This is a genomic window from Tissierella sp. MB52-C2, assembly GCF_030931715.1.
Lineage (GTDB): Bacteria > Bacillota > Clostridia > Tissierellales > Tissierellaceae > Tissierella.
In genome coordinates this window covers 3,850,941-3,876,216 of record NZ_CP133261.1, presented here as the reverse complement: position 1 = coordinate 3,876,216, position 25,276 = coordinate 3,850,941, and the positions used below count along the sequence as shown (strand labels likewise).

General features: G+C 33.7%; 21 protein-coding genes. All 21 read right to left on the bottom strand.

Annotation, left to right across the window (positions count from 1 at the left end; all coding sequences use genetic code 11):
- Window positions 1–144: 144 nt before the first annotated feature.
- The 21 genes from RBU61_RS19350 to RBU61_RS19250 all read right to left on the bottom strand — a co-directional run bounded on the left by RBU61_RS19350 (window position 145) and on the right by RBU61_RS19250 (window position 25,271).
- A complete protein-coding gene (locus RBU61_RS19350) occupies window positions 145–375 on the bottom strand; it encodes a MoaD/ThiS family protein (protein WP_308877326.1) in 231 nt (76 codons plus the stop codon).
- A gap of 44 nt (window positions 376–419) precedes the next feature.
- Window positions 420–2,252 (bottom strand): aldehyde ferredoxin oxidoreductase family protein, encoded by a 1,833-nt coding sequence (locus RBU61_RS19345; protein ID WP_308877325.1) that lies wholly within the window; start codon window positions 2,250–2,252, stop codon window positions 420–422.
- Between the two features lie 183 nt (window positions 2,253–2,435).
- Window positions 2,436–3,752 (bottom strand): sigma 54-interacting transcriptional regulator, encoded by a 1,317-nt coding sequence (locus tag RBU61_RS19340; RefSeq protein ID WP_308877323.1) that lies wholly within the window; start codon window positions 3,750–3,752, stop codon window positions 2,436–2,438.
- Complete coding sequence (locus tag RBU61_RS19335; RefSeq protein ID WP_308877322.1) at window positions 3,753–4,430, bottom strand: ThiF family adenylyltransferase; 678 nt, start codon at window positions 4,428–4,430, stop codon at window positions 3,753–3,755.
- Between the two features lie 60 nt (window positions 4,431–4,490).
- Window positions 4,491–5,285: an XdhC/CoxI family protein gene (locus tag RBU61_RS19330; RefSeq protein ID WP_308877321.1), complete on the bottom strand. Its 795-nt coding sequence runs from the start codon at window positions 5,283–5,285 to the stop codon at window positions 4,491–4,493.
- Between the two features lies 1 nt (window position 5,286).
- Window positions 5,287–6,084 carry a selenium-dependent molybdenum cofactor biosynthesis protein YqeB gene (yqeB, locus tag RBU61_RS19325; protein WP_308877320.1) on the bottom strand — a complete coding sequence of 266 codons (798 nt, stop codon included), beginning with the start codon at window positions 6,082–6,084 and terminating at the stop codon, window positions 5,287–5,289.
- A gap of 24 nt (window positions 6,085–6,108) precedes the next feature.
- Complete coding sequence (locus RBU61_RS19320; protein WP_308877319.1) at window positions 6,109–7,131, bottom strand: molybdopterin-binding protein; 1,023 nt, start codon at window positions 7,129–7,131, stop codon at window positions 6,109–6,111.
- A gap of 11 nt (window positions 7,132–7,142) precedes the next feature.
- The gene (hydA, locus tag RBU61_RS19315; RefSeq protein WP_308877318.1) at window positions 7,143–8,534 is read right to left on the bottom strand and encodes a dihydropyrimidinase; all 1,392 of its coding nucleotides are present in this window, start codon (window positions 8,532–8,534) and stop codon (window positions 7,143–7,145) included.
- 4 nt (window positions 8,535–8,538) lie between these two features.
- On the bottom strand, window positions 8,539–10,119 hold the full coding sequence (locus RBU61_RS19310) for a D-aminoacylase (RefSeq protein WP_308877317.1): 1,581 nt from the start codon (window positions 10,117–10,119) through the stop codon (window positions 8,539–8,541).
- Window positions 10,120–10,137: 18 nt separating this feature from the next.
- On the bottom strand, window positions 10,138–11,220 hold the full coding sequence (locus RBU61_RS19305; protein ID WP_308877316.1) for a 4Fe-4S binding protein: 1,083 nt from the start codon (window positions 11,218–11,220) through the stop codon (window positions 10,138–10,140).
- An 18-nt stretch (window positions 11,221–11,238) separates the two neighbouring features.
- Window positions 11,239–12,549, bottom strand: a complete 1,311-nt coding sequence (locus RBU61_RS19300; protein ID WP_308877315.1) for an amidohydrolase family protein — start codon at window positions 12,547–12,549, stop codon at window positions 11,239–11,241.
- 10 nt (window positions 12,550–12,559) lie between these two features.
- The gene (locus RBU61_RS19295; protein WP_308877314.1) at window positions 12,560–14,851 is read right to left on the bottom strand and encodes a molybdopterin cofactor-binding domain-containing protein; all 2,292 of its coding nucleotides are present in this window, start codon (window positions 14,849–14,851) and stop codon (window positions 12,560–12,562) included.
- A gap of 358 nt (window positions 14,852–15,209) precedes the next feature.
- Window positions 15,210–17,516, bottom strand: coding sequence for a molybdopterin cofactor-binding domain-containing protein (locus RBU61_RS19290; protein ID WP_308877313.1), 2,307 nt, complete (start codon window positions 17,514–17,516; stop codon window positions 15,210–15,212).
- 1 nt (window position 17,517) lies between these two features.
- A complete protein-coding gene (locus tag RBU61_RS19285) occupies window positions 17,518–18,300 on the bottom strand; it encodes an FAD binding domain-containing protein (RefSeq protein ID WP_308877312.1) in 783 nt (260 codons plus the stop codon).
- A 21-nt stretch (window positions 18,301–18,321) separates the two neighbouring features.
- Window positions 18,322–18,777: a 2Fe-2S iron-sulfur cluster-binding protein gene (locus RBU61_RS19280; RefSeq protein WP_308877311.1), complete on the bottom strand. Its 456-nt coding sequence runs from the start codon at window positions 18,775–18,777 to the stop codon at window positions 18,322–18,324.
- A 32-nt stretch (window positions 18,778–18,809) separates the two neighbouring features.
- Window positions 18,810–20,195, bottom strand: coding sequence for a nucleobase:cation symporter-2 family protein (locus RBU61_RS19275; protein WP_308877310.1), 1,386 nt, complete (start codon window positions 20,193–20,195; stop codon window positions 18,810–18,812).
- Between the two features lie 96 nt (window positions 20,196–20,291).
- Window positions 20,292–20,417, bottom strand: coding sequence for a hypothetical protein (locus RBU61_RS19270; RefSeq protein WP_308877309.1), 126 nt, complete (start codon window positions 20,415–20,417; stop codon window positions 20,292–20,294).
- Window positions 20,389–21,738 (bottom strand): nucleobase:cation symporter-2 family protein, encoded by a 1,350-nt coding sequence (locus RBU61_RS19265; protein WP_308877308.1) that lies wholly within the window; start codon window positions 21,736–21,738, stop codon window positions 20,389–20,391. Before RBU61_RS19265 ends, RBU61_RS19270 begins: the two co-directional genes overlap by 29 nt.
- Before the next feature lie 154 nt (window positions 21,739–21,892).
- The gene (locus tag RBU61_RS19260; RefSeq protein WP_308877305.1) at window positions 21,893–22,567 is read right to left on the bottom strand and encodes a flavodoxin family protein; all 675 of its coding nucleotides are present in this window, start codon (window positions 22,565–22,567) and stop codon (window positions 21,893–21,895) included.
- A gap of 3 nt (window positions 22,568–22,570) precedes the next feature.
- Complete coding sequence (locus RBU61_RS19255; RefSeq protein WP_308877304.1) at window positions 22,571–24,799, bottom strand: molybdopterin cofactor-binding domain-containing protein; 2,229 nt, start codon at window positions 24,797–24,799, stop codon at window positions 22,571–22,573.
- Window positions 24,792–25,271, bottom strand: a complete 480-nt coding sequence (locus RBU61_RS19250; protein ID WP_308877302.1) for a 2Fe-2S iron-sulfur cluster-binding protein — start codon at window positions 25,269–25,271, stop codon at window positions 24,792–24,794. Before RBU61_RS19250 ends, RBU61_RS19255 begins: the two co-directional genes overlap by 8 nt.
- Window positions 25,272–25,276: the final 5 nt, after the last annotated feature.

Below are 25,276 nucleotides of genomic sequence, written 5' to 3'. Positions count from 1 at the left end.
TGTCACTCCTTTAACAATTTCTCATATTATTATATAGGAGTAAAGTAGATATAATCAAATAAGAGTTCTTTATAAGAAATATTCTAATATAGATAAATAAAATAACTCCGATTTCTGGTACAAGCGCCAAAAATCGGAGTTATTTTATCCACCACCTACTGGTGGAAATAAAGATAATACATCTCCATCAGAAAGTTCCCTATCTGACTCACCATCCATTCCATTTAATAACATTATACTTACTTCCTTTTCATCTATATTTAGCATCTTAAGTATATCTAATATACTAGTTCCCTCAAGAAGTCTCAAAAAGTACTTTTTCTCCCGACCTTCCCTAAAGGTTGCAAAGAGCCTTACTTCAATATTAATCACCATTTCACCTCCATAATAAATATTCAGGCTCCCGAAGGAGCCTAATCTTATGCCATTTCTTTCATTATATATTCTTTATATTCTTCTAGACCTAATCTTTCTAAGGTTTCTTCTGTAGGTATTCCACCTTCATCCCAGCCTCTAGCAGCATAATATTCTGGTAGAAGTTCACTAAGTTTATGAGTGTGCCCTTTAGACGGTCCATTTTGTATCGGATCTTCTAATAGTCTCTTAGGAAGTTTATCATGGGAACTATCTATTCCCTCTCTTAGGTTGAAAAGTTTCTCTAAATTCCAGATTCTTTCTCCTGCTTGTAATAATGTTTCATTAGTATATATATCTCCTGCTACTGCATTATACATATCTACATAATCTGGTAATCCAAGTCCAAATGTACTAAATACACAAAGACCAATGGCATCTATTACTGCTGTTAAATCTAAGAATATTTTAGTATAAGCCGCCTTACCTTCTAATGAGAATCTATCTAATTTTTCAGGATATCCTAATATTTCAGGACTTATCATATATCCCTTAATATGACATCCACCTCTATTATTTACAGCATAGGTTAAACCATGGCCTTGCACTCCTCTAGGGTCATAAGCTGGTAGTTCCTGTTTCTTTACCGTCATAGATAATTCTGGTGCTCCTAAGGATTCTGCCAATCTATAGGAACCATCGGAAAGTTTAGCTCCAAAGCCTTCCTTTAATGCCATTTTCTTAGTCCAACCAATTATAGCATCTCTATCTCCCCATTTTAGGCTAAGTCCATCGGCTTCAATATCTTCATCCTTAATATATCCTTTTTCATAAAGTTCCATAGCTGCTGCAATAGTTGCGCCTGTGGAAATAGTATCTATACCATATTCGTTACAAAGCATATTTGCTTCATTTATTGCATCTAAGTCATATATATCACAATCTGAACCAAATGCCCATAAAGTTTCATATTCAGGTCCTCCAACTACTGTGCCATCAGCTAATTTTACAACTCTACCACAAGCTATAGGGCATCTATAACAAGCCGCCTTCTTAACTAAATGATTTTCAGTCAGTGATTCTCCAGATATTATATCTGCCTTATCAGTATAGGACTCCTGGAAATTCTTAACTGGTAGTATACCAGATTCATTTATTATATTAACTAATACAGCACTACCATAGGTTGGAAGTCCTTCACCTGCAACTGGGTCTTCTCGAAGTATTTTCACCTTTCCTTGTGATACTTCTTTTGTTTTCTCTTCATTAAATAACTTTACTTTATTTGTTCCCTTTACAGCTATGGCCTTTAGATTCTTTGAGCCCATTACAGCACCAACTCCACCACGACCTGCTGCTCTATCTACATCATTCATTATGGCAGATAGTAAAGATAATCTTTCTCCTGCAGGCCCTATGGCTAAAGTCTTACACCCTTCAAATTCTTCTTGTAGTATTTCAGTAGTTTCAGATAAAGTTTTCCCCCAAAGATGTTCTGCGTCTCTTATTTCTACTGTATTATCGTTAATATATAAATATACTGGCCTATCTGATTTACCTTCAAATATAACTAAATCATGACCTGTAGCCTTAAATTGAGGGCCCCAATGTCCACCTGAGTTCGCTATGGCAATTGTACCTGTTAAAGGTGATTTTGTAATTGCCATATATCTACCTGATGTCGGCACTGGCGCACCTGTTAATCCACCAGAAGCTATTATTAATTTATTTTCTGGACTGAAAGGATCTACATTAGCTGGCACTTCATCCATCATAATCTTAACTCCAAGTCCCCTAGAACCAAGATACTTTTGTGCCACATTAATATCTAGATCCTCTACGCTCCATGTTCTATCTGTGAGATTAACCCTTAAAATTTTACCCATATAACCATACATATAACTGCCTCCTTTATTTGAATATTAAAATAACTTTGTTTAGTATTTAATTATTCTAAATATATTGCAATATATATGCCAAAAGTAAAGTCCTTGGAATTACTGAATTCCAAGGACTTTACTTTAATTTAGTTCCATTATAGCGCAATTCTTCCGTTCCATATTGGAACTATGTCCCATAAACTAACAATCCACTTCGTATTTTTCAATCTTTCTATACAAGGTATTTCTACTTATGCCAAGGGCCTCGGCAGTAGTAGTTATATTTCCATTATTTATTTTAAGCACCTTTATAATATGGTTTTTCTCCATAGTTTCTAAGGATAAATCATTATATACTAATACTAGTTCTATAGGCTTATAAGTTTCCTTCTCAATTAATAAATTAATTGGTACATATTCTAAATTTATTATAAATTCCACTAGATTTTCCAATTCCCTTACATTACCAGGCCAAGAATATTCCATTAATCTATCCATTTGTTCTTTAGTAATTTCAACTTCTTTTTTATTTAATCTTTTTGATATTTTCTTCATAAAATATTCTACCAATAATGGAATATCCTCTATTCTTTCCCTTAGGGGTAATATGGTCATAGGAAGAACATTTAGTCTATAAAACAAATCTTCTCTAAAATTTCCTTTTTTTACTTCTTCTTTTAAATTCTTATTACTTGCAGCTATAATCCTGACATCTACTGCTATTTGGTCTGTAGAACCTATTCTAGAGACTATTCCTTCCTCAACTACCCTAAGTAACCTAGTTTGTAATTCTAAGGGCATTTCTCCTATTTCATCTAAGAATATAGTTCCCTTATGAGCTATTTCAAACTTACCTGGCTGACCTGTCTTTTTTGCTCCTGTAAATGCTCCCTCTTCATAACCAAATAGTTCCGACTCTATAAGGCTCTTAGGTATGGCACCACTATTTATGGCTATAAAGGCCTCATCTTTTCTATTACTGTAATTATGAATTGATTGAGCTAATATCTCTTTTCCAGTACCTGATTCCCCCATAATAAGTATGGTGGATTTGGAGTCAGCCACTTTTTTTGCAAATTCTATAAGTTTACTAAAGTTTTTATCTTTAGAAACAATTTTATCAAATGTATATATGGCATGATTATCCATTATATGGCTTGCTAACTTTCTTTCCTTTTTTATATCATTAAATATATAGACAATATCAATAATTTTCTTGTTGGAATTCAAAATAGGATAAACAGATAAATTAAATCTCAACTTATTCCTTCTCGCATTTACATATACTTCTTCATCTATAATATTATTTCCTGATAATAATACATCTTGCACCTTCTTATATCCTTCAAAGATATTGGATATAGCCTGATTTAATAATTCATCTATTTCATATCCAAACATATCTAATAGTGCATTATTTACATTCTTAATAAAACCATTTTTATCTGTTATTGCTATTCCTAAAGGTATGTTTTCTATTAATTTTTTTATATATTCATTAGAATTCAACTCTATCACCTACATAAGGTCTCCGTTTATTTTTAATTTCTCTATTTCCATGTCCTTACAATCTAATAATATTAATTCATCTTCTATTGCCTTATTAAATAAAACCTTTAACAATAAATTTACTTGTAATGAAGCAGTCATCATGCAAGTCATGGGAAGGTTTCCTAAGGATTCATCATCTATCTTGGATCTTCCATATATTTTAGTGAAAATCCTATTATCTGGTTTTGAAACAGCCACTTGTCCATAGTATCCCCTTATGGCTCCATGTATTAAATATAAGTCCATTTTATCACATAAGGTTTCAAGTTGACACCTTCCTTCAATAGAATCCAAACAATCAACAACTATATCTACCCCTTCTAACATTTCAATACTATTGTCATCTATCTTAGAATGGAATATCTTAGCTTTCACATTATGATCAATTGCCAATGCTCTATTTAGTCCTTCTTCTACTTTAATTTTACCTAAATTCTTTTCAGTTGCCAATACTTGTCTATTCAAATTGGTTATATCAAATACATCCTTATCTATTAGGTGAAAATTTCTTACTCCTAGTCTAACTAAGTTTTCTAAAACATAACCTCCAAGACCGCCTAAACCTACTATGGCTACTGTAACATTTCCTAGAGTTTCTTGTTCTTCTTTTGATACAGATGAATAATTTCTCTTATATCTTTCCATTCTACCCCTCCACAAATAATTCCGATTTTTGGTAGCCCACACCAGAAATCGGAATTATTATTAGCTATATTTCATATGCGCAGGTTCCCCATTATTTCTTATTAGTTGGATTTCAGCCATTATGCTCATGGCTATATCTTCTGGACTTCCACCAGATATTTTAAGACCTATTGGAGCATATATTTTGTCTAAGTTTTCTTCAGATAATCCCTTCTCTTTTAAACTCTTCATCATGGTTATTACCTTTTTCTTAGAGCCCATAGCTCCAATATATTTTGCATTACTATTGGCTACTGCTTCTATGGCCTCTTCATCATATGCATGACCTCTAGTAACTATAACAACATAGGTATTATCGTCTATAGGATAACTCTCTAACTTTTCTTTTATATCTCCTAAAATTAATCCGTGGGCTAAAGGAAATCTTTCTTCATTTAGAAATTCTTCCCTATCTTCAAAAATTACTGTATTAAAACCTAAAAAATTAGCAAGCTCATATATAGCATATCCTACATGACCTCCACCAGCAATTAATAGCTTTGGTTTTTGTTTATATACGTCTATAAATACATCTACTTCTCCACCACAAATCATTCCTAACCCTTCTGAATTTAATGGAAGATTTATACCATAACTCTTTCCTTCTTTTATGGCTTCAATGCATAATTCTATAATCTTTTTTTCCAGTTTTCCACCACCAATAGTACCATGAATAGTTCCATCCTCTAATACTGCCATATTTGTTCCCTCTCTCCTTGGAGCAGAGCCTTCGGCTTTAGTAATAGTTGCTATAGCTAAGTCTTTTCCATTTTCTATATCCTCTAAAGCCTTTTTCATTACAAACAAATCTGCCATATTAAATTCCCCTTTCCATTTTCAAATACTGTATTCCTTCTAATACTCCACCACCAATAGCCATAGCCTTATCTGAAATGGTAAAGGCATAGTCTCTTATTCCCCTAGGATCAATATCTCCTATTTTTAATCCCTTTGGTACCTTTAGACCTTCCTTTATCATTCCTCTAAGTATACCTGGTATCTGAGCCTTTACATCTACATTTCCTACTTTGCAAATTATATCTCCTACTTCTACAGTATCTCCTATGTTAAAAAATGTTTCTACCATTCCACTATCCAGCGCTCTAACTATTCTTTCTTCCCTATATCCCATCGTTTCTCCTGGTATTCCTGTATTCTCTATTGCTTTTCCCTTATATATAACTTTTCCCAAATAATGTCCCCTTTTACTTTCTACTACTAAATCAACATCTACTCCTGCTTCAAATCCTGGACCTACTCCTATGGTTATGGGAGCCATTGCCCTATTGGTTCCCAAATTCTTCTTGGCAATAATAGCATCTACTACTGCTAAAGGTCTTATTTCTTTTATAATATCTCCCTTTTCATCTATATATACAGGAATACAATTTCTATTTAATATTTCATAAATATCTTCTATATCCCTTCCTAATATAGCCTTAACCCCTTCCACTGTTATTTCTCCATTATATACAGCTTCACTAAAGGCTACAGTTCGTCTAATAGCCAAAGGTTTATCTATATCTAAAATTATAACCTTATATCCTGATTTAAATAATCTATATCCAATTCCAGTGGCTAAGTCTCCACCACCTCTTATGACTATTGTATCCATTATATCACCTTCTATTATAGTCTATTACCATTTACCAAAGCTACAATTAGGAAATATACAGATTTCACAGTTTAGACAAAGTCCACCATGTCCAAGTCTACGTATATCCTTTTTACTTATTCTCTCTCCAGCCATTAATCTTGGAAGCACTAAATCAAATATTGTTGTCTTACAGTACATAACGCATCCTGGTAATCCTAGTACTGGTACATCTCCAATATATGATAATAAAAACATGGCTCCAGGAAGAGTAGGTGCTCCATAAGTCTCTATATTTGCTCCTGCATTTTTTATTCCCGTTGGAGTGACATCATCTGGATCAACAGACATTCCACCTGTGGTTAGGATAATATCTACACCTAAGTCAATAAGCTGCTTTATCTTATTAGATATAATAGAAGCATCGTCTGGGGCGAATTCTTGCTTTATGACCTTTCCATTTAGGTCTTCTACTTTTTTAGTTAATACTGGACCAAATTTATCCTCTATTCTACCTGTAAATACTTCACTTCCTGTAGTGATAATCCCTACCTTCATAGGATTTAGAGGCAAAACTTCTATAATCGGCCCTTCTTCTTTACATATGTTTTCTATTTCTATTATCTTAGTTTCTTCAATAACAAGAGGAATAATTCTTGTTCCTCCTAACTCCATCCCTTTATTTACTATAATATCAGTATGAAGAGTGGCAAACATGGCTTCATCAATATCATTAATCATTTCTAAAGCTTTTATATTTACCTTTAATAAACCCTTTATCTTTGCCTTAAGGGAAACCTTTCCTTCCTTCGGTTCAGTTATTTCTATATGTGAACCTATGGCGGCTTTAGCTATTCTTCCGGCAGCTTGATTTTCATGTATGACTCCCTCTTTTACTTCCCAAATATATATATTGTTTTTCCCTAGGTTTAATAATCTTTCTACGTCTTCTTCCTTGATTATATGGCCTTTTTTAAAGGCGACTCCTTTAAACTCTCCTGGTATAATTTCAGTAATATCGTGACATAGGACCATACCTATAGCTTCTTTAACAGGAACTTTCTTCATACTGATACCTCCTAGTTGTTATGAAATTTAGGTTTACCTCTTCTTTGATATTTTCCAGTAGGTGTAGAATTTATTATTTTTTCTTTTTCAACTATTATCTGCCCCCTTAAAAAGATATATTCGAACCTTCCATATTGGATAAATCCTTCATATAAATTATAGTCTACATTTTGAATTTGTTCTTCTGCCTTTATTATAGATTTATATTCTGGATTAAATATTACAATATCAGCATGACTTCCTTCTTTGATAACCCCTTTCTTAGGATATAATCCAAATATCTTTGCGGGATTTTCTGAAAGAACTTCCACTAGTTTCTCCATTGTAATTTTTTTCTCCCTGACCCCATAAGTATATATAAGTTTAAATCTATTCTCTACTCCAGGAGCCCCGTTAGGAATTTTAGTAAAGTCATCTATACCTAATTCTTTTTGCACCTTGTAATTAAAAGCACAATGATCTGTAGCTACTACATCTATTTCACCTAGATTTAATCCCTTCCATAAAACTTTATTGCTTTCAATATCTCTTAGGGGTGGTGACATTACATACTTTGCTCCTTCAAAGGAGTCTTGACCCCTAGGTAAATAATAGTCCTTATTTAGTAATAGATACTGAGGACATGTTTCTATTAATACCTTTTGTCCCCTTTCCTTAGCCCTCTGAATTTCCTCATAACCTTCCTTTGAACTTAAATGAACTATGTAAACAGGAGTATTTACCACTTCTCCTATGGAAATAAGCCTTGATATAGATTCTCTTTCTAAGGCTGGAGGTCTTGTTTCCATATGAAATATGGGTTCTATATTTCCATTTAATATAGCCTCTTCCCTAAGCTTATCTATTATATAGCCATTTTCACAGTGAAATGATATTAAAACTCCTAATTCTTTAGATTTTTTTAAGGCTTCATATATAGCTCCATCGCCAACCTGCAAATCCTTATATGCAAAAAACATCTTAAAGGAAGTTATACCTTCTTTCACCATATCTTCCATTTCCTTTTGCGTTTCTTTATTCCAATCGGATATGGTCATATGGTATCCATAATCGGTATATGTATTATCCTCGGTTTTCTCATTCCACTGGTTTAAAGCTTCTCTCAATGTGCCACCTTTCACTTGTTCAGCAAAATCAATAATAGTAGTTGTTCCACCTGAAATAGCAGCTTTAGTTCCTGTGTAGAAGCTATCTGCCACAATTCCACAGGCATCTGCATCAAAATGCGTATGGACATCTATGGCTCCTGGCATTATATATGAGCCTTTAGCATCTATTATTTTATCTCCAGCTTTAGATATATTTAATCCTATTTCTACTATTTTTTCTCCCACTATACGAACGTCTTTTTCTAGTATACCTTCTGAGCTTACTATTCTTCCATTAGTTATTATAATTCCCATGGTTTCAACTCCTTAATATACTTCCAGCTAAAATTTCATTATACTCTCCGTTATTTATTACTATGTTTCCGTTTATTATAACATAATCTATCCCCACTGGATATTGTTTAGGTTCTACATAAGTTCCTTTATCTGCTATTTTTTCTAAATTAAAAATTACAATATCTGCAAAATAACCTTCTTTTATTTCTCCTCTATCTTTAATCTTTAAAGTTTCTGCTGGCTTTTTAGTCATTTTATATATGGCTTCTTCTAAAGTAAGAGCCTTTTCTTCCCTTACATATTTACCTAGTACCCTTGGAAATGAACCGTATAATCTTGGATGAGGATTATCCGATGGCATTCCATCTGTACAAAGATTATGCTCTGGTCTTCTTAGTATCTTTATAATATGTTCTTCTAATCCATAAAAATCAACCATATTTATGGAATTTCCTTCATCATAAATAAGGTCAAAGGTAGCATTATAAGGGTCTTTACCTTTTACTTCTCCTAATTCAATAAGATTTTTACCTACTAGAGATTTATTTTTAGCCTTATTTACTGAAGTAATAAAAATTTGGTCTAGTCCTGCAAAGTCAACAAAATTATCCCACCCCGGAATACCATTTTCTATATCCTTTATTATTCTTTCCCTATTTTCCTTACTCTCTAATCTTTCTAGCAGCTTTTCTGTTCCACCTTCGTGAACCCAAGGTGGTAATATAACCCCTAGACTGGTGCTTCCTGCCACATAAGGATATTGGTCAAAGGAAACTCTAATACCTTCTTTTTTAGCTTCTTCCAATAATTTAAAAGCCTCATCTAAATACTTCCAGTTATTCTTCCCACATACTTTAAAATGTGAAAAATGTATTTTTACTCCCGATTCTCTTCCTATTTTGATTACTTCCTTCATAGACTCAATAATAGTATCGGCTTCTGATCTTTGATGTATTGCAAATATTCCATTAAATTCAGCTACCACTTTACAGATTTCAATTAATTCTTCTGTATCTGCATAAACACAAGGAGCATAAATAAGTCCAGTAGAAAGACCAAGTGCCCCACCTTTCATTTCTCTCCTTGTAATTTCCTTCATCTTTTCTAAGTCACTAGAACTTGCTTTTTTATCTTCTAGTCCTATAGCTTCTAGTCTAATATTTCCATGGGGAACTAAATATCCTTGATTTAATCCTACACCTTTTTCTTTCATCATATTTAAATAGTTTTCTGTAGTTTCATAACTCCAGTCTATTTCATCACTATCCCCATTGAAGGCAGCATTGATTTTCCTCCACTGATTTATATACTTCTTTGGTAAAGGAGCCATGGAACGACCATCTTGTCCTAGTATTTCAGTAGTTATACCTTGTCTGATTTTTATTTCATTATATGGATTCACTAGTATAGTGGTATCTGAATGACTATGGGTATCTATGAAGCCAGGAGAGATTACTCTCTCCCTAGCATCAACTATTTCATCTGCATCTTCAGCTATTATTCCAATCTTTTTAATTCTATTATCTTCTATTAAAATATCTCCTATAAATGGCTTATTCAAGCTTCCATCTACTATTAATCCATTTTTTATTAAGATTTTCATTTGTCCACCAACTTTATATTAATTATATGCCTTTTGTAATTCATGAACTTCAAGAGCCTTAGTTGGACATACAGAAGCACAAAGTCCACAATATCTGCATTCTTCTTTATCTAATTCCATAGTCTCGTTTAAAGTCCTTGCTTTATAGGCACATACTTTTACACAAAGATTACATCTAGTACATTTTTCTTCATCATATATAAATTCAAACTTAGTTCTTTCATTTATATCACCCATATATTGATGAACTATACCACAAGCTTCGTCTATGGAGTTATATCCAAGTCTATGAAGATGAGCCTTAAAATCATTAAATAATTTACCTAATGAAGCTTCTCCCCTTAATATAGGTAAAGTACAAACTCCAATGAAGTTAGCTCCTGCCATTACCATCTCCACTGCATCGCTACCTGTCATACATCCGCCTAGTCCAATAATAGGTACATTTACTTTTCTTCTTATTTCATATATTTTATGAAGAGTAATTGGCTTTATAACTTCACCTGTTAACCATCCAAATCCATTTCCACCTAATAGAGGTTTTCCAGTTTCTATATCGATTCTAAAGGCTGGTCCTACTGAATCGCAAGCAGTAATAGCATCTACCCCTGCTTCTTCTAGTTCCTTACAGAAATCTCCTATGTTTTCAATCATAGGTGGAAGCTTTGCTATAACTGGAATACTAACTCTTTTCTTTGTATCTTTAACTATTGGAATAAGATCTGTATAATCATAGGATACTAGTTCAATTATGTCTGCTCCAGCTTTTGCTACCTTTTCTACTAGCTCACTACTTTCCTCTAATGTATGTCCAACAGATGCTATGGTCACAACTCCCATTTCCTTTAGTTTTGGTATTTCTTCATCTATCCATCTTTCCGGTTCAAAATCTGTCCACTTCTCATTGTTTATAAGAGAGCTATTTGTACTTTTCACCATATGAGGTGCCGGATTTATTGCTCTTTCTTTTCTAATTGTCTTTGTAACTACTGCACCTGCTCCTGCATCTGATAATCTTTTCATAGATTCTGCATTATATGATAAAGGGCCTGAGCCTATGATAATTGGTGATTTTAATTCAACCCCTAATAAATTGTACATTTGAATTCCTCCTTCGATTTAGAACTTCCAAAATTCTTCTGCCACTTTTCTCATGTCTTGTGAGACTTCTTCCTTATTTATACCTTGTAACCTTCTATCTTTTAATATTGGATTTCCATCTATATAAACACTATGGATAAATTCCTTTTGTCCCTGAACTACTATTTGATCAAATATATTATCTATTGTAACGGGAGTTTTAAACTTATCTTCCATAATTATGAAATCTGCTTTATTTCCTTCAACTAACTTTCCTGTATTATTCCACCCAAGTACTTTAGCACCGTATTCTGTAGCCATTTGGAAAACCTTATTGGCTGGCATCACAGATGCATCCTCTTTACTTGCCTTATGCAGCAAAAATGCTGCTTTCATTACAGTAAAGAAATCATTTATATATCCATCAGTTCCAAGGGCTACTTCTACCCCAGCCTCTAATAAGTCTGGTATTGGAGCAAATCCTCCACCTACTTCACAATTACTTAAAGGCATATGAACTACCTTGACACCTTTTTCCTTCAAAATTTTGATTTCATTTTTATCTACCTTCACACATTGAGATGCTAAGACATTCTCATTCAGTAGTCCTAAATCATTTAAATAATTAACCGGTCTTTTCCCATAATCTTTTAAACAATGGTTTACTTCATATATGCTTTCAGATAAATGAAATTGCCATGGTGCATCTAGACTATTTGCCTTTTCCTGAGCTAATTTTAGAAACTTATCTGAACAGGTAAAAGTAGTATGTGTACACATAATTCCACCAATATTTTTGCTGTTTTTTCTACTCCAATTTATTAATGATTCATTCTCTTCTAAACATTTAACTCCATTGTCATAACTTATTCTTTCACAACTTTCTAGTGATAAAACTGCTTTCATTCCTATTTCCTCTAGAATTTTTCCTTGTTCTATTAAAGTACCCTCTTCAGTATTAGGAGCCTCTAATGTATCGCAAAATCCTATTACTCCCGATTCTATAAGTTCAATTGCCGAAGCCTTAGTCGTTGCCTTTACTTCCTTTAGTCCGATTCTATTCTCTATGAAAGGCCACCAATAATCCCATAGAAAACCTTCAAAATCCTTGAATTCCACATTTGCAGGTATTCCTCTTGAAAGAACACCATACTGATGCATATGACCATTGATAAATCCTGGCATAATAATAGAGTCAGATTTATCTATGACTTCTACATTGGGATATTTGTTTTCTGCTTCACTATTTGGTAATAATTCTACTATATTTTCTCCTTCTACTACTAAGGAATAATCTATATAAATATCTTCTGCTGAAGCTACTAAGTACTTACCTTTAATAATTAACATTGAAAACCTCCTAACTTTTTTGGCCTCTTAATTCTTTCATACCTTTATAAACTTTCTCTGAAGTTATGGGCAAATCTCTTATATATACACCTACAGCATTATAAATAGCATTGGCTATAGCTGGTGGTGGCGTATGAACTGCCGATTCAGCAATAGACTTTGCTCCAAAAGGTCCTGTTGGCTCATAATCAGATTGGAATTCTACAGTTATATTGCCTATGTCTTTCTTAGTGGGAACATTATATTGAAGGAAACTGTCTGTAATCAATTTTCCTTCTTTAGTGTATTTAACATCCTCAAACATTGCTAAACCTATACCTTGAGTTAATCCGCCTTCCAATTGAATCTTTGCTAAAGTTGGATTGATCACTGTTCCACAGTCTGCTGCTACTACATAATTAACAAGTTCTACTTGCCCAGTAAATGTATCGACTTCTACCTCTGCAAATCCTGCTAAAAAAGGTCTTGGAGTATAATCAGTTCCATAGGTAGCATCTGCCATTAAAACTTCTGCATCTTGACCTACTACAGCTTCTTCACCTATTGTCCTTAGAAGTATAAACATACTTTCATCCTCTTTATGTCTTACTCTGTCCTTTTCAAGAACTAAGTCTATACTAGGCATATTAAGTTTTTTAGATGCTTTATCTATTATTTTTAATTTTAATTTTTCTGCTGCTCTAACTACTGCATTTCCAGTTACATAAGTTGTAGATGAAGCATATGCTCCCGTATCATAAGGACAAGCATCTGTATCTCCCACATGAATATTTACTCCATCCATATCGGTATTTAAGGCATGAGCTGCTATTTGACAAAGTATGGTGTCTGAGCCTGTGCCTAAATCTGAAGAAGCGGTGAATAGTCTATATGTTCCATCTTCTTCTAATCTCATCAATACAGAAGCAGCATCTATTCCTGAGATTCCTGAACTATGAATAGCAGTAGCCATACCTATTCCCCTAACCTTGTTAGGTGATATTTCTTTTCTAGGATATTTTTCATCCCAGTCTATTAATTCTTTACCTCTTTCTATACATTTTTCTATATTGAAACTCTTAATGGATTGAGGAATAATTCCTCCTACAGCACCTTTTCTTATGGTGTTCTTTAATTTAAGTTCTATAGGGTCCATTCCCAATTCAATAGCCAACTCATTTATGGCTGAATCCATAGCAAAACTACCTTGAGTTGCACCATATCCTCTTAGGGGGCCTGAGGGCACCATATTTGTATAAACGGTTTTTCCCTCAAATTTTATGGCAGGTACTTTAGCATATAGAGGCAATGAATTTTGTCCTACTTCCATAGTTACAGCTGGACCATTTGACCCATATGCACCTGTATTGTTTAGGGCTTTCATATAAATAGCTTTTATATTTCCTTCCTTATCTGAAGCTATTTTTACACTTACTTTTATAGGATGACGAACACTGGTTGCACTAAAAGTTTCTTTTCTGCTTAATATTAGTTTACAAGGTCTTCCAGTTTTTAATGTTGCAAAGGCTACAAAGGGTTCTGTAATTGCCACATTCTTTCCGCCAAAACCTCCGCCTATTCTTGGTTTTATAACTCTAACCTTTGATATGGGAAGCCCTATAGCTTTAGCCGTTTGTCTTCTCATATGGTAAACAGATTGATTTGCTGATATTATATTCATTCTTCCTCTTTCATCAAGATAAGAATAAGCCCTAAGAGTTTCCATCATACAATGAGCTTGAGCCTGTGTTTGATAAGTTCTTTCTATTATAACTTCACAATTTTTGAATTCTTCTTCTACATCTCCGTGACCATAATTAAACTCAGATACTATGTTTTTCTTATTGTTATATCCAAAGTCAAAGGGGGAAATGATACTATCATCTTCATGGATTCTGATTGTACTATTTTCAGCTTTCTCTGGGTCTAATATTGGCTCAAATACTTCATATTCTACTTTTATTAGCTTCTTTGCCTTTTCCGCTGTTTTTTCATCTTCTGCTACAATTATTGCAACTTCATCTCCTACGTATCTTACAATCTCTTCTAAAATTAATCTATCATAGGGAGAAGCCTCTGGTAAAGATTCTCCACATTCTGAATATCTTGTCTGCGGAACATCTTTATAGGTATATATATCTACTACTCCAGGTACTTTTTTTGCAATATCTACATTTATATTTTTTATCCTAGCAAATGCATGGGGACTTCTTAAGATTTTTACTATTAAAACATCTCTATGAAAGACTAAGTCATCTGTATATACAGGTTTTCCGCCTAAAAGTGCCTCGCTATCAGTTTTTCTTATTCCTTTACCTATCATAATAATCACCTATCTTATTATAAATTCTATTTATAAGTGTTTAGGATTATAAATAGTTAATTTTTATATCAAAGTATAATTTCATGTACAAAAGTCAGTTGGTTTTAAAATATATTCTTTAAATAAGAAATTTCTCTCATTCCCTAAATAATTATCCTTACTTTTCATAATGATATCCCCTTTCAGTTTTATGGTATAGTCTTTCTATACACATTCTAAACCTACGAGTCCTTTAAAATCCAAAGAACCCCCAGACTATCATCTAATAAAGCTCAATAGTTTTTATTTAATATTATCAATATATTCTATAACCATTTTCTAAGCCATCAGAAAATGGCTATAGACCTATTTTTAAAAATTAAATAGCTTTATTAACAACATCATTTAGATTTTTTTCCTTCATTGCTTTATAAACCTTCTCTGGTGTCATTGGCAAATCTCTTATTTGTACTCCTACAGCATTATAAATAGCACTTGCTATTGCTGGCGATGGAGTATGAGTTACTATTTCTCCAAGGGATTTAGCACCAAATGGCCCTGTTGGTTCATATTGAGGTTGGAATTCTACTGTTATATTTCCTATATCTTTTCTATTTGGAACATTATAGTTCATAAAATTATTGGTAATAAGTTTTCCAGTATCTGAATGAATTACCTCCTCAAACATTGCCATACCTATACCTTGAGTCAATCCACCTTCAGCCTGAATCTTTGCCAAAGCAGGATTTATAACAGTTCCGCAATCAATAACTGCCACATAGCCCACAAGTTTTACTTCTCCTGTGATTTTATCAACTTCTACTTCAGCAAATCCAGCCATTATTGGTCTAGGACTTTCAGTTATTCCTGAACTTGCACTGGCTATTAAAATTGGATAATCTGGCCCTGCTTGAGAATCCTCAGCCAATGTTTGTAATGTTACAAACACATCTTGATTTCCCTTTAAACAAACTCTATCTTCCTTTAGTTCCAGTGTAGCAGCAGGAATATTTAATTTCTTCTCCGCTGCCTTTAAAACTAAAGTTTCCATTTCCTTGGCTGCTCTTATAACTGCGTTTCCAGAAACATAAGTTGTGGAGGCAGCAAATGCTCCTGTATCATAAGGACAGGCATCTGTATCTCCTGCATATATTTGAATATTATCTACACTTGTGTTTAGGGCTTCTGCTGCAATCTGAGATAAGATTGTATCTGACCCTGTTCCCGTATCCCCTGAACTGGTTAGCATCATATAAGTTCCATCTTCAACTAATCTAATGCTGACTCCTGATTTATCTATACCTGCAACTCCAGACACATGAGTACCTAGAGCCATTCCTATACCCCTAACTTTGTTATCTCCTACTTCTTTTCTTGGAAATTTTTCATCCCATCCTATTAATTCTTTTCCTCTTTCTATACATCTTTCTATATTGAAGCTTCTAATGGTATTATGAACAACTCCTCCTACTTCTCCTGCACGAATTGTATTTTTCAGTTTAACTTCTACAGGGTCCATATTAAGGACAACAGATAACTCATTTATTGCTGAATCTAAAGCAAAAGTTCCTTGAGTTGCACCATATCCTCTAAGGGCACCTCCTGGCTGTAAATTTGTATATACAGTTTTCCCAGTATATTTTATGGCAGGAACCTTGTTATAGGTGGGTAATGAGTTTTGTGCTGCTTCCATGGTGATTATAACCGAATCTCCACCATGAGCCCCTGCATTGTTCAAAGAGTTTACCTCAATAGCTTTAATATTACCTTCCTTGTCTGCCCCAATTTTTACATCAAATATTATAGGATGTCTTGTGTTTGTTGCAACAAATGTTTCATTTCTTGTATATATAAATTTACAAGGTCTTCCTGTTTTCCAAGTAACAAAAGCTGCGAAAGGTTCTACTAATGCTATTTTCTTTCCTCCAAATCCTCCACCAACTCTAGGTTTTATAAGTCTTACCTTTGATGCGGGAATTCCTATGGCTCTGCAAACCTGTCTTCTCATGTGATAAGGAGTTTGGGTAGGGGAAATAATTACTATTCTTCCATTGGCATCTATATAGGTATAAGCCCTATGAGTTTCTAGCATACAGTGGGATTGGGCTTGAGTTTTGTATGTTCTTTCTATAATTACGTCACAGTTTTTAAACTCTTCATCTACGTCACCTTTGCCATAGTTAAATTCAGAAACTATATTTTTGAGCTGATTGTGTCCGTAAGGAAATGAACAGAAAATATCTTCTTCTGGATGTATTATGGAACTATGTCCTTCTGCAATTCTTGGGTCTAATATAGGTTCTAAAACTTCATAATCAACTTTTATTAGTTTCAAGGCTTTCTCAGCAGCGTCTTCAGTTTCAGCCGCAATTATTGCAACTTCATCTCCCACATATCTTAGTAATGGCTCTAATAAACATCTATCATAAGGTGATGCTTCAGTATAGGATTCACAGCATTCTGTAAATCTATTGTAAGGAACATCTTTATAAGTATATATATCTACTACTCCAGGTACTTTTTTTGCCGTTTCTATATCTATATTTCTTATTTTGGCAAAAGCATAGGGGCTTCTCAAAGCCTTTAATGTCAAAACATCTTTATGAAAAATCATATCTTCCATATATACAGGCTTACCACTTAATAAAGATTCACTGTCTTTTTTCCTTACACTTTTATTTACCAAATTAAACACCTACCTTGCCGTACATTCTGCTTAACAGAGCCTTACTCATATCTTCTCTATATTCTTTGCTTCCACGAATATTGGTACCAAAATGTAATTCTTCTGGTATGATTTCTACAACTGCTTCTATATCATCACCATTTTCCAATGCCTTTGCTGCTTTTATGGCTAACTTAGCTCTTTGAGGTCTTGAGCCAATGGCTATTCTGTATTGTCCATTTTCTCCTTTAAAGATTGCTCCATTTATAATCGGGAAATCTCCAGTTGATTTTCTAATGCAATCATATACTGCCATACCTTTTTTCTTAGGTAATATAACTTCTACTAATATATCTTTTTCAAAGTCTCTTTCTAAGAAATCATCTAAGTTCATTAGTCCACCTTTATAAAGTCTTACCTTTGCATCTAAAACCAATAGGGATGGTAATAAATCGGAAAATCCATATCTAGAAAATACACTTGCCCCAACCTTAGCCATATTTCTAAACTGTACTCCTACAATATTTGAAACACCTTGACTAATTACTCCACCACAGTAATTTCTAATTATATCATTGATTTCTAAAGCTCTTAAAGATGTTTCTGCTCCTATTAGTATTTCATCTTCAGTTTCAGTAATATAATCTAAGGATAAATTACATAAGTCTATTGCCTTATTTACTGCTCTTGAACCCATTTTAATAAATCCAAAACCACCTAAAATTAAGTTGGTTTTTCCAGACATTAGTATTTCATATGCTTCTTCTAAACTTTCAGGTGCAACATATTCTTTTATGGTAATCATTTTCTTTCCCCCTTTCCCTATTTAATTATTTTTGAATTCTAAATATTTCTTTATAGCCCTAATCTGTCCTTTATAGCCTGTACATCTACAAAGGTTTCCGTTTAAGTAATGATATATTTCCTCTTCACTAGGATTATTTAGTTCTTTTGCCATAGCCAAAACTGTCATTATAAATCCTGGTGCACAATATCCACATTGATCTGCACCTTCATCTGCAAGAAAATCTGCAAATTCTTTAGCTTCTTTTTGTACTCCTTCCAGTGTAGTTACATTTTTATTTGCTGCCCTTACAGTAAGATAAGTACAAGATAGTACTACCTCATCATTGACCCATATTGCGCATAATCCACAAGAGCTAGTATCACATCCTCTTTGTACGCTTAAATATCCATTTGCTCTTAATGTGTCAAGTAGAACTTCATCTGGCTTTATATCTAATGTGACTTTTTTATTATTTATAGTTAATGTCATATTCATATTCTCACCTCTCTATTAAATATACAACTATTCTAAGATAAAACCTCTACACTGCTTTGGTTCATCTTACCACTATTTTTATCCACTGCTTCATTTATCTCTTCCTTTTCTTTAGGGAATATGAGATTTAGTATAACTGCAACAGTCGTGGCTAGTACTACACTGGATTGACCAAATAACAATTTAAATGTATCAGGAAACATTGCTATAGATTCTTTAGCATTAACTATGCCAAGTCCAAATGCCAATGATATTCCCACTATCAATTTAGATCTAGCACCAAATTCCTGCATATTTACAAGACTTACTCCTGACATAGCTATCATTGAGAATACTACAAGAGTTCCTCCTCCAACTACTGAATTAGGGATAGTCGAAAATGCTGCTCCAATCTTAGGACAAAGACCAGCAATAAGTAATATTATTGCTCCCACACCCAAAACATATCTACTTACCACCTTATTCAATGCAACTAATCCAGAATTTTGGCTATATGTAGCTGTTGGGAAATTATTTAATAAAGCTGTTATGATACTTGAGAAACTATTTCCTATTATTCCGCCAGTAAGTTCCTCGTCTGTTGCTTCTCTTCCAAGACCACCCATTGCTGAAACAGAAAAATCTCCAACTATTTGGACTGATACAATAAAATACAGTAATACAAACATTACAATTATATCTAACCTAAAATCCAATCCAAAGGCTAATGGCTTTGGTAGTGCAAACCAAGCTGCCTCTGCTATTGGTGAAAAGTCTATCATTTTAAATCCAAATGCAACAATGTATCCCACTAGCATACCTACCAATATGGCAGAATCCTTAAGTAGTCCCTTTCCCCATTGTTGTAAAAACAATACAATAACTACAACAGTCATACCTACTATCCAATTTTGATATGATCCATAAGTAGCTGAATTAGCTCCACCTGCTATATTGTTTATTGCTAAACTAAACACAGAAAGTCCTAGAGATAATACCACTGTTCCTGTTACCACCGGTGGAAAATATTTTCTAACCTTCTTAAAAACCACGCCAAAAATAATTGATATTAATCCTGCCGCCATTTGAGCACCAAATATTGTTGCCATACCATATTGCCCAGCTACAGCAATACAAGTTGGCATAAATACATAAGTTAATCCTAGCATAACTGGTAACTTTGAGCCTATTCTATATTCCTTCCCCAATGAAATAGGATATTCTTGCAATAGTGTTCCTATTGCTGCACCTATCATGGCACATTGGATTAATAATGTTGTATGATAGTGATCTAAACCTGCTGCCTGTGAAACAAGCATCATAGGTACTAGATTTGGAACAAACATTGCTATAACATGCTGTAGTCCTAAAGGAAATGCTTCCCTTAATGGTGGAATACCATCTAAGTGAAATTTTGATGTATTACTCCTGTCTCTCATAAAATTTCCTCCTCCGTTTATTAGTTTATAACTCATTTTGGAAATCTAAATTATATTAAATTTTATGAAACGATTTAAGTAAAACTTTAAATGTATCTAATACTCCTTAACATCTAATGCCAACCTTTTGCATTTGCTGTTATTGTTATATTCATTTATCCTAATCTCTGTATTTAGTACACTTCTAGCATAGTTAATTAGCATCCATCTGTATTCTCTCATTTTCTTCATCCTGTAATGTTTTATTTGGTAATATAATATTTAATGTAAATGCAACTATTGTAGCTATTACTATAGGTGATTTACCAAATATCATTGATACAATCTCTGGAAACTGGTCTAAGCATTCAGGTACTGTAGTCACTCCCATACCCATGGCTAAAGCAAGACCAACTATAGTAACATTTCTTGCAGTAAGCTCTTCTTGAATTATTAATTTAAATCCAGTCATAGTTATCATTCCGAAAATACTTACTGTTGCCCCACCAAGTACAGATGTAGGAATAGTTGTCATTAATGCACCAAACTTTGGTACAAATCCTGCCAATAACATAAATCCTCCTGCTATGCCAAATACAAATCTGCTAATAACTTTATTCATTGATAATAACCCAACATTTTGACTATAAGAAGATGGTGGCAAACCTCCAATTAATACACCTGCCGCCGTAATTATTCCACTACCTACAATTCCTCTTGATAATTCTTCTTCAGTAATTCTTCTATTCATACCACCCATAGTAGTTGCAGACAAATCACCTATGCTTTGTAGTGCATTTACCAAAGCTAATACTAACATACTAACTATGGCTGGAGCATGAAAGGACATTGAAAAATTGTTTATTTTAGGTATTGAAATCAAAGTTGCTTCAGCAATGGGTCCGAAATCTACTTTATTAATGGCTAAAGCTGCAATATATCCTACTGCAATTCCTACTATCATTGAAGCTGATTTTAAATATCCTTTTGCAAATTGACTGCAAATAATTACTACTACTAATGTTAATAGTGCTATGCCCCAATTAGAAGGCGAACCATAGTCTGGTGCATTGATCCCACCAGCCATATAGTTTATGGCTATAGGATATAGTGATAATCCAATTGTAGTAACTACTGTTCCCGTTACAAGAGGCGGAAAGTATTTTATATACTTTTTAATTGTCACACCTATTAATATGGTGAAAATACCACCTAATAATTGTGCTCCAAATATACCCGATAATCCATATTCTGATCCTATAGCTGTTAATGTAGGTACATAAGTAAATCCTACGCCAAATATAATTGGCAGCTTAGATCCTAAATTACCAATAGGATAAAGCTGTAATAATGTTGCTAATCCGGCAACTATTAAAGCAGCCTGAACAAGTAACGTTTTTTCTTGAGGACTTGCACCTGTTACTCCAGCAATAATTATAGGTACAGTTACTGTTCCTACTATCATTGCTAAAATATGTTGCAATGATAAAGGTAATGCTTTTGCAATAGGTGGTACTCCATTAATATCGAAAGGTGAAGTACTATACTCTTTCTTTTTCAACATTCAATGTCCCTCCATAGATTTTATTTTATTACCTGCTTGTTTTTCTCCTTAGTATTTTAAAATATTATATTTACACATTGACTTTCTTACATTAAAGCATCTAAATTCTACTAACTCAAGTCTAACTGAGATAGTTTATATATTGGAAAATTTTTTAGTGGTCTCTTAGTGGTGATTTATCGGTAGCTATAAGACCTAGAGTCTCTTTTTGCTGATTCCAAGCATCTAGTCCATATTTGGAAACCATTACCGCCTCGGCTACTCCCTTACCTAATCTTTTTATAGTATCCATTCCTACAGTGTCTTCCTCTGCTCCTTTTGCCTTTGCATCTTTACTCCAAATAGTTCCTCCTATATAACAACCTCCTAAACCTCCAGAAACAAGCATTTCGTGCATTAAATAGAAGTTTATTATAGGAAGTTTAGCCAGTTCTTGACCACCGTATCTAGTTCCACCTGTAGTAATAGCAGCCCCTACCTTATTTTGTAATTTTCCGGCGTGTACCAAATAAATTGGACGTAGTCTATTGAATATTGCTGTAAGTTGAGCCGTTATATTCATATCATATACTGGCGAGCCAATAATAAGGGCATCAGCTTCTAGTATCTTAGGCTCTAGTTCTTGTAAATCGTCTTTTATAATACACATGGTTTTATTTCTAATACAAGCATCACAGTGAACACAAGGTCCTATTTTTTTACCTCTTACACTCCAATATTCTATTTCAATTCCCGGTACTGTTTCTTGAACTGATTTCAATGCTTCTTGTACTGCATATTCAGTTGCTCCATGTCTAGGACTTCCACTAATTCCTAATATTTTAACCATAAATTACACACCTCTTTTTATTTTTATAGGTAATTCATTTACATCAATATTAAGTGCATCAGCCACTGCATTACATACTGCAGGTGCTACAGGAACTACTGCACATTCTCCAATACTCTTTGCACCATAAGGACCTTTTTCCTCTAATTCTTCTATAAAGAATGTTGTAATCTTTGGCATATCTACTGTCCTAAACATCTTATAAGTTGTGAAACTATTATTTATTGGCTTTCCTTTTTCATCAAATACATAACCTTCACTTAAAGCATATCCTAATCCCATTTGTATTCCACCTTCAAGCTGCCCCTCTAAAGATATAGGATTAATCATTCTGCCTACATCATGTACTGCTACAAAATCTATAACTTTTATTTCTCCTGTCTCTTTATTTACTAAAACTTCTGCAAAGTGAGCACCATAGGATGTAAGTCCAGCAGGTGACGCATAATCTTCTATTACTGTAAGTTCTCTGTTTTTTACTTTTTGGCTATTTACTGCTATATCCGATAGAGATACTCTCTTTTCTGAATTAGACTTACTTACAACAAATCCTTCTACTAACTCCAGTTCATCTTCAACCTCTAACAATTCCTTAGCATCAGATATTATTAATTCTTTAAGTTTCTCGGCAGTCTTTTTAGCAGCAGCCCCCTCCACAAATACACCTCTACTAGCATAGTCTCCTAAATTCCAAGCACAGGCATCTGTATCAGTTTCAAAAGTTTCTACTTTATCTGGAGTAACTCCTAATACTTCTGCTATCATCTGAGTTTGCATAGTGACAGTTCCATTTCCCATATCATGAGTTCCTGTAATAAGAGTTAAGGTTCCATCTTCATTTAGCTTTAGAATTAAAGTTATTACATCTCTATGGGCTCCAAATACTCCATTTCCATGAGCTCCTATTGCCATTCCTATACCTTTGACCCAGCTTCCTTCTTCAGTCTTTGAATTTTTCTTTTCATCCCATTTAAATAATTCTCTTCCTTTTTCAATACAATCTAATAATCTTGGATTACCTAAAGGTGAGTTAAACCTTTGGTCTACTCCATTAGGCTCAACTGAGTTTTTCTTTTGTATTTCTATTAAATCCAAGTTTAATTCCCTTGCTATTTTTCCTAGTTGAGTTTGCTGTGCCATAAATACTTGGGGAGAACCATATCCTCTCATGGCTCCAGCAGTAATAGTATTTGTATATACTGGTATTCCACTAAATCTCATATTAGGTATCTTATATACTTTATATATTTTATGACTAAGAGCCCCCATAACATTTAATGCACTGGAAGCATAGGCTCCAGTATTGGTATACATCTTAATATCTTGAGCTAAAATAGTTCCATCATCTTTTACTCCAGTTTTCATATAGACTACTGCACCATGACGAACTCTTGTAGTTAAAATGGTTTCTGTTCTATCTAACACAAGTTTTACAGGTCGCTTTGTCATTCTTGACAATATTGCTGCAACAGGCTCTATAGTCATTTCAAGCTTACCGCCAAAAGCTCCACCTATTGTTGGTCTTATTACTCTTATCTTATGTAATGGCATATCCATTATTTGAGATAATAATATTCTAAAAGCGAAGGTATTTTGTGTTGGTGTCCATAGTGTAAGTTTATCTGTATAATCATACTGAGCTATGGCTACATGAGTTTCTATGGCTCCATGGTGTATTGGAGGTACTTCATACTTGTCTTCAAATATTCTATAACATTCTTCAAATGCCTTATCTACATCTCCTGCATTGGCAGTCATTTCTATTACCTTATTTCCACCTGGATGAATATGAATGGCTTCTTCTTTTATAGCTTCTTCCACATCAAGGATTACTGGTAATTCTTCATATTCAACTTTTATTAGTTTTATGGCTTCCTTTGCTGCTTTTTCAGTTTCTGCTGCAACTGCGGCAACTCTGTCTCCTACATATCTTACTGTTCGTGGAAATACTGCTTCTGTTTTTGGAATATCATGTTCGAAAAATCTCAAGGCACTGTTATATTTAGTCTGGGGAGTATTAAAACAAGTAGCTATTGCTCTTACTCCCGGTACTTTCAGCGCCTCAGATATATCTATATTTTTTATATTGGCATGAGCCACTGAGCTAAAGAGCATTTTTGCATATAACATATTAGGGAGTTTCATATCTCCAACATATTTAAGTTGACCTGTTACCTTGAGATTAGCATCTTTAACTGGATAGGAGTTTCCTATTATTTTTTCTTTACTCATTTTTGTTCACCCCTAATTTCTTAGCGGATAATTTTACAGCTTCAATAATCTTTACATATCCTGTACAACGACAAAGATTCTCTTTAAAAGCCTCTCTTATTTCCTCTTCTGTAGGAGAACTATTTTTATTTAATAAGGCTTGGGTTGTTATAATCATTCCCGGAGTACAATATCCACATTGTACAGCTCCAGCTTCCACAAAAGATTCTTGTATAGGATGCAGCTTTCCTTCTGATGTTGCAAATCCTTCTATAGTATATATCTTTTTGCTTTCCACATTTTTTGCTAAGATACCACAAGATTTCACAGCTTCTCCATCAATTAAAACTTTACAAGCACCACAGTTACTAGAATTACATCCTCTTTTTGCCCCTGTTAAATCTAGTTTCTCCCTTAATACATTTATTAAAGTTTCCCTTGGCTCTACTTCTACTTCATATAGAAAATTATTTATATCTAATTTTACTAACACACATT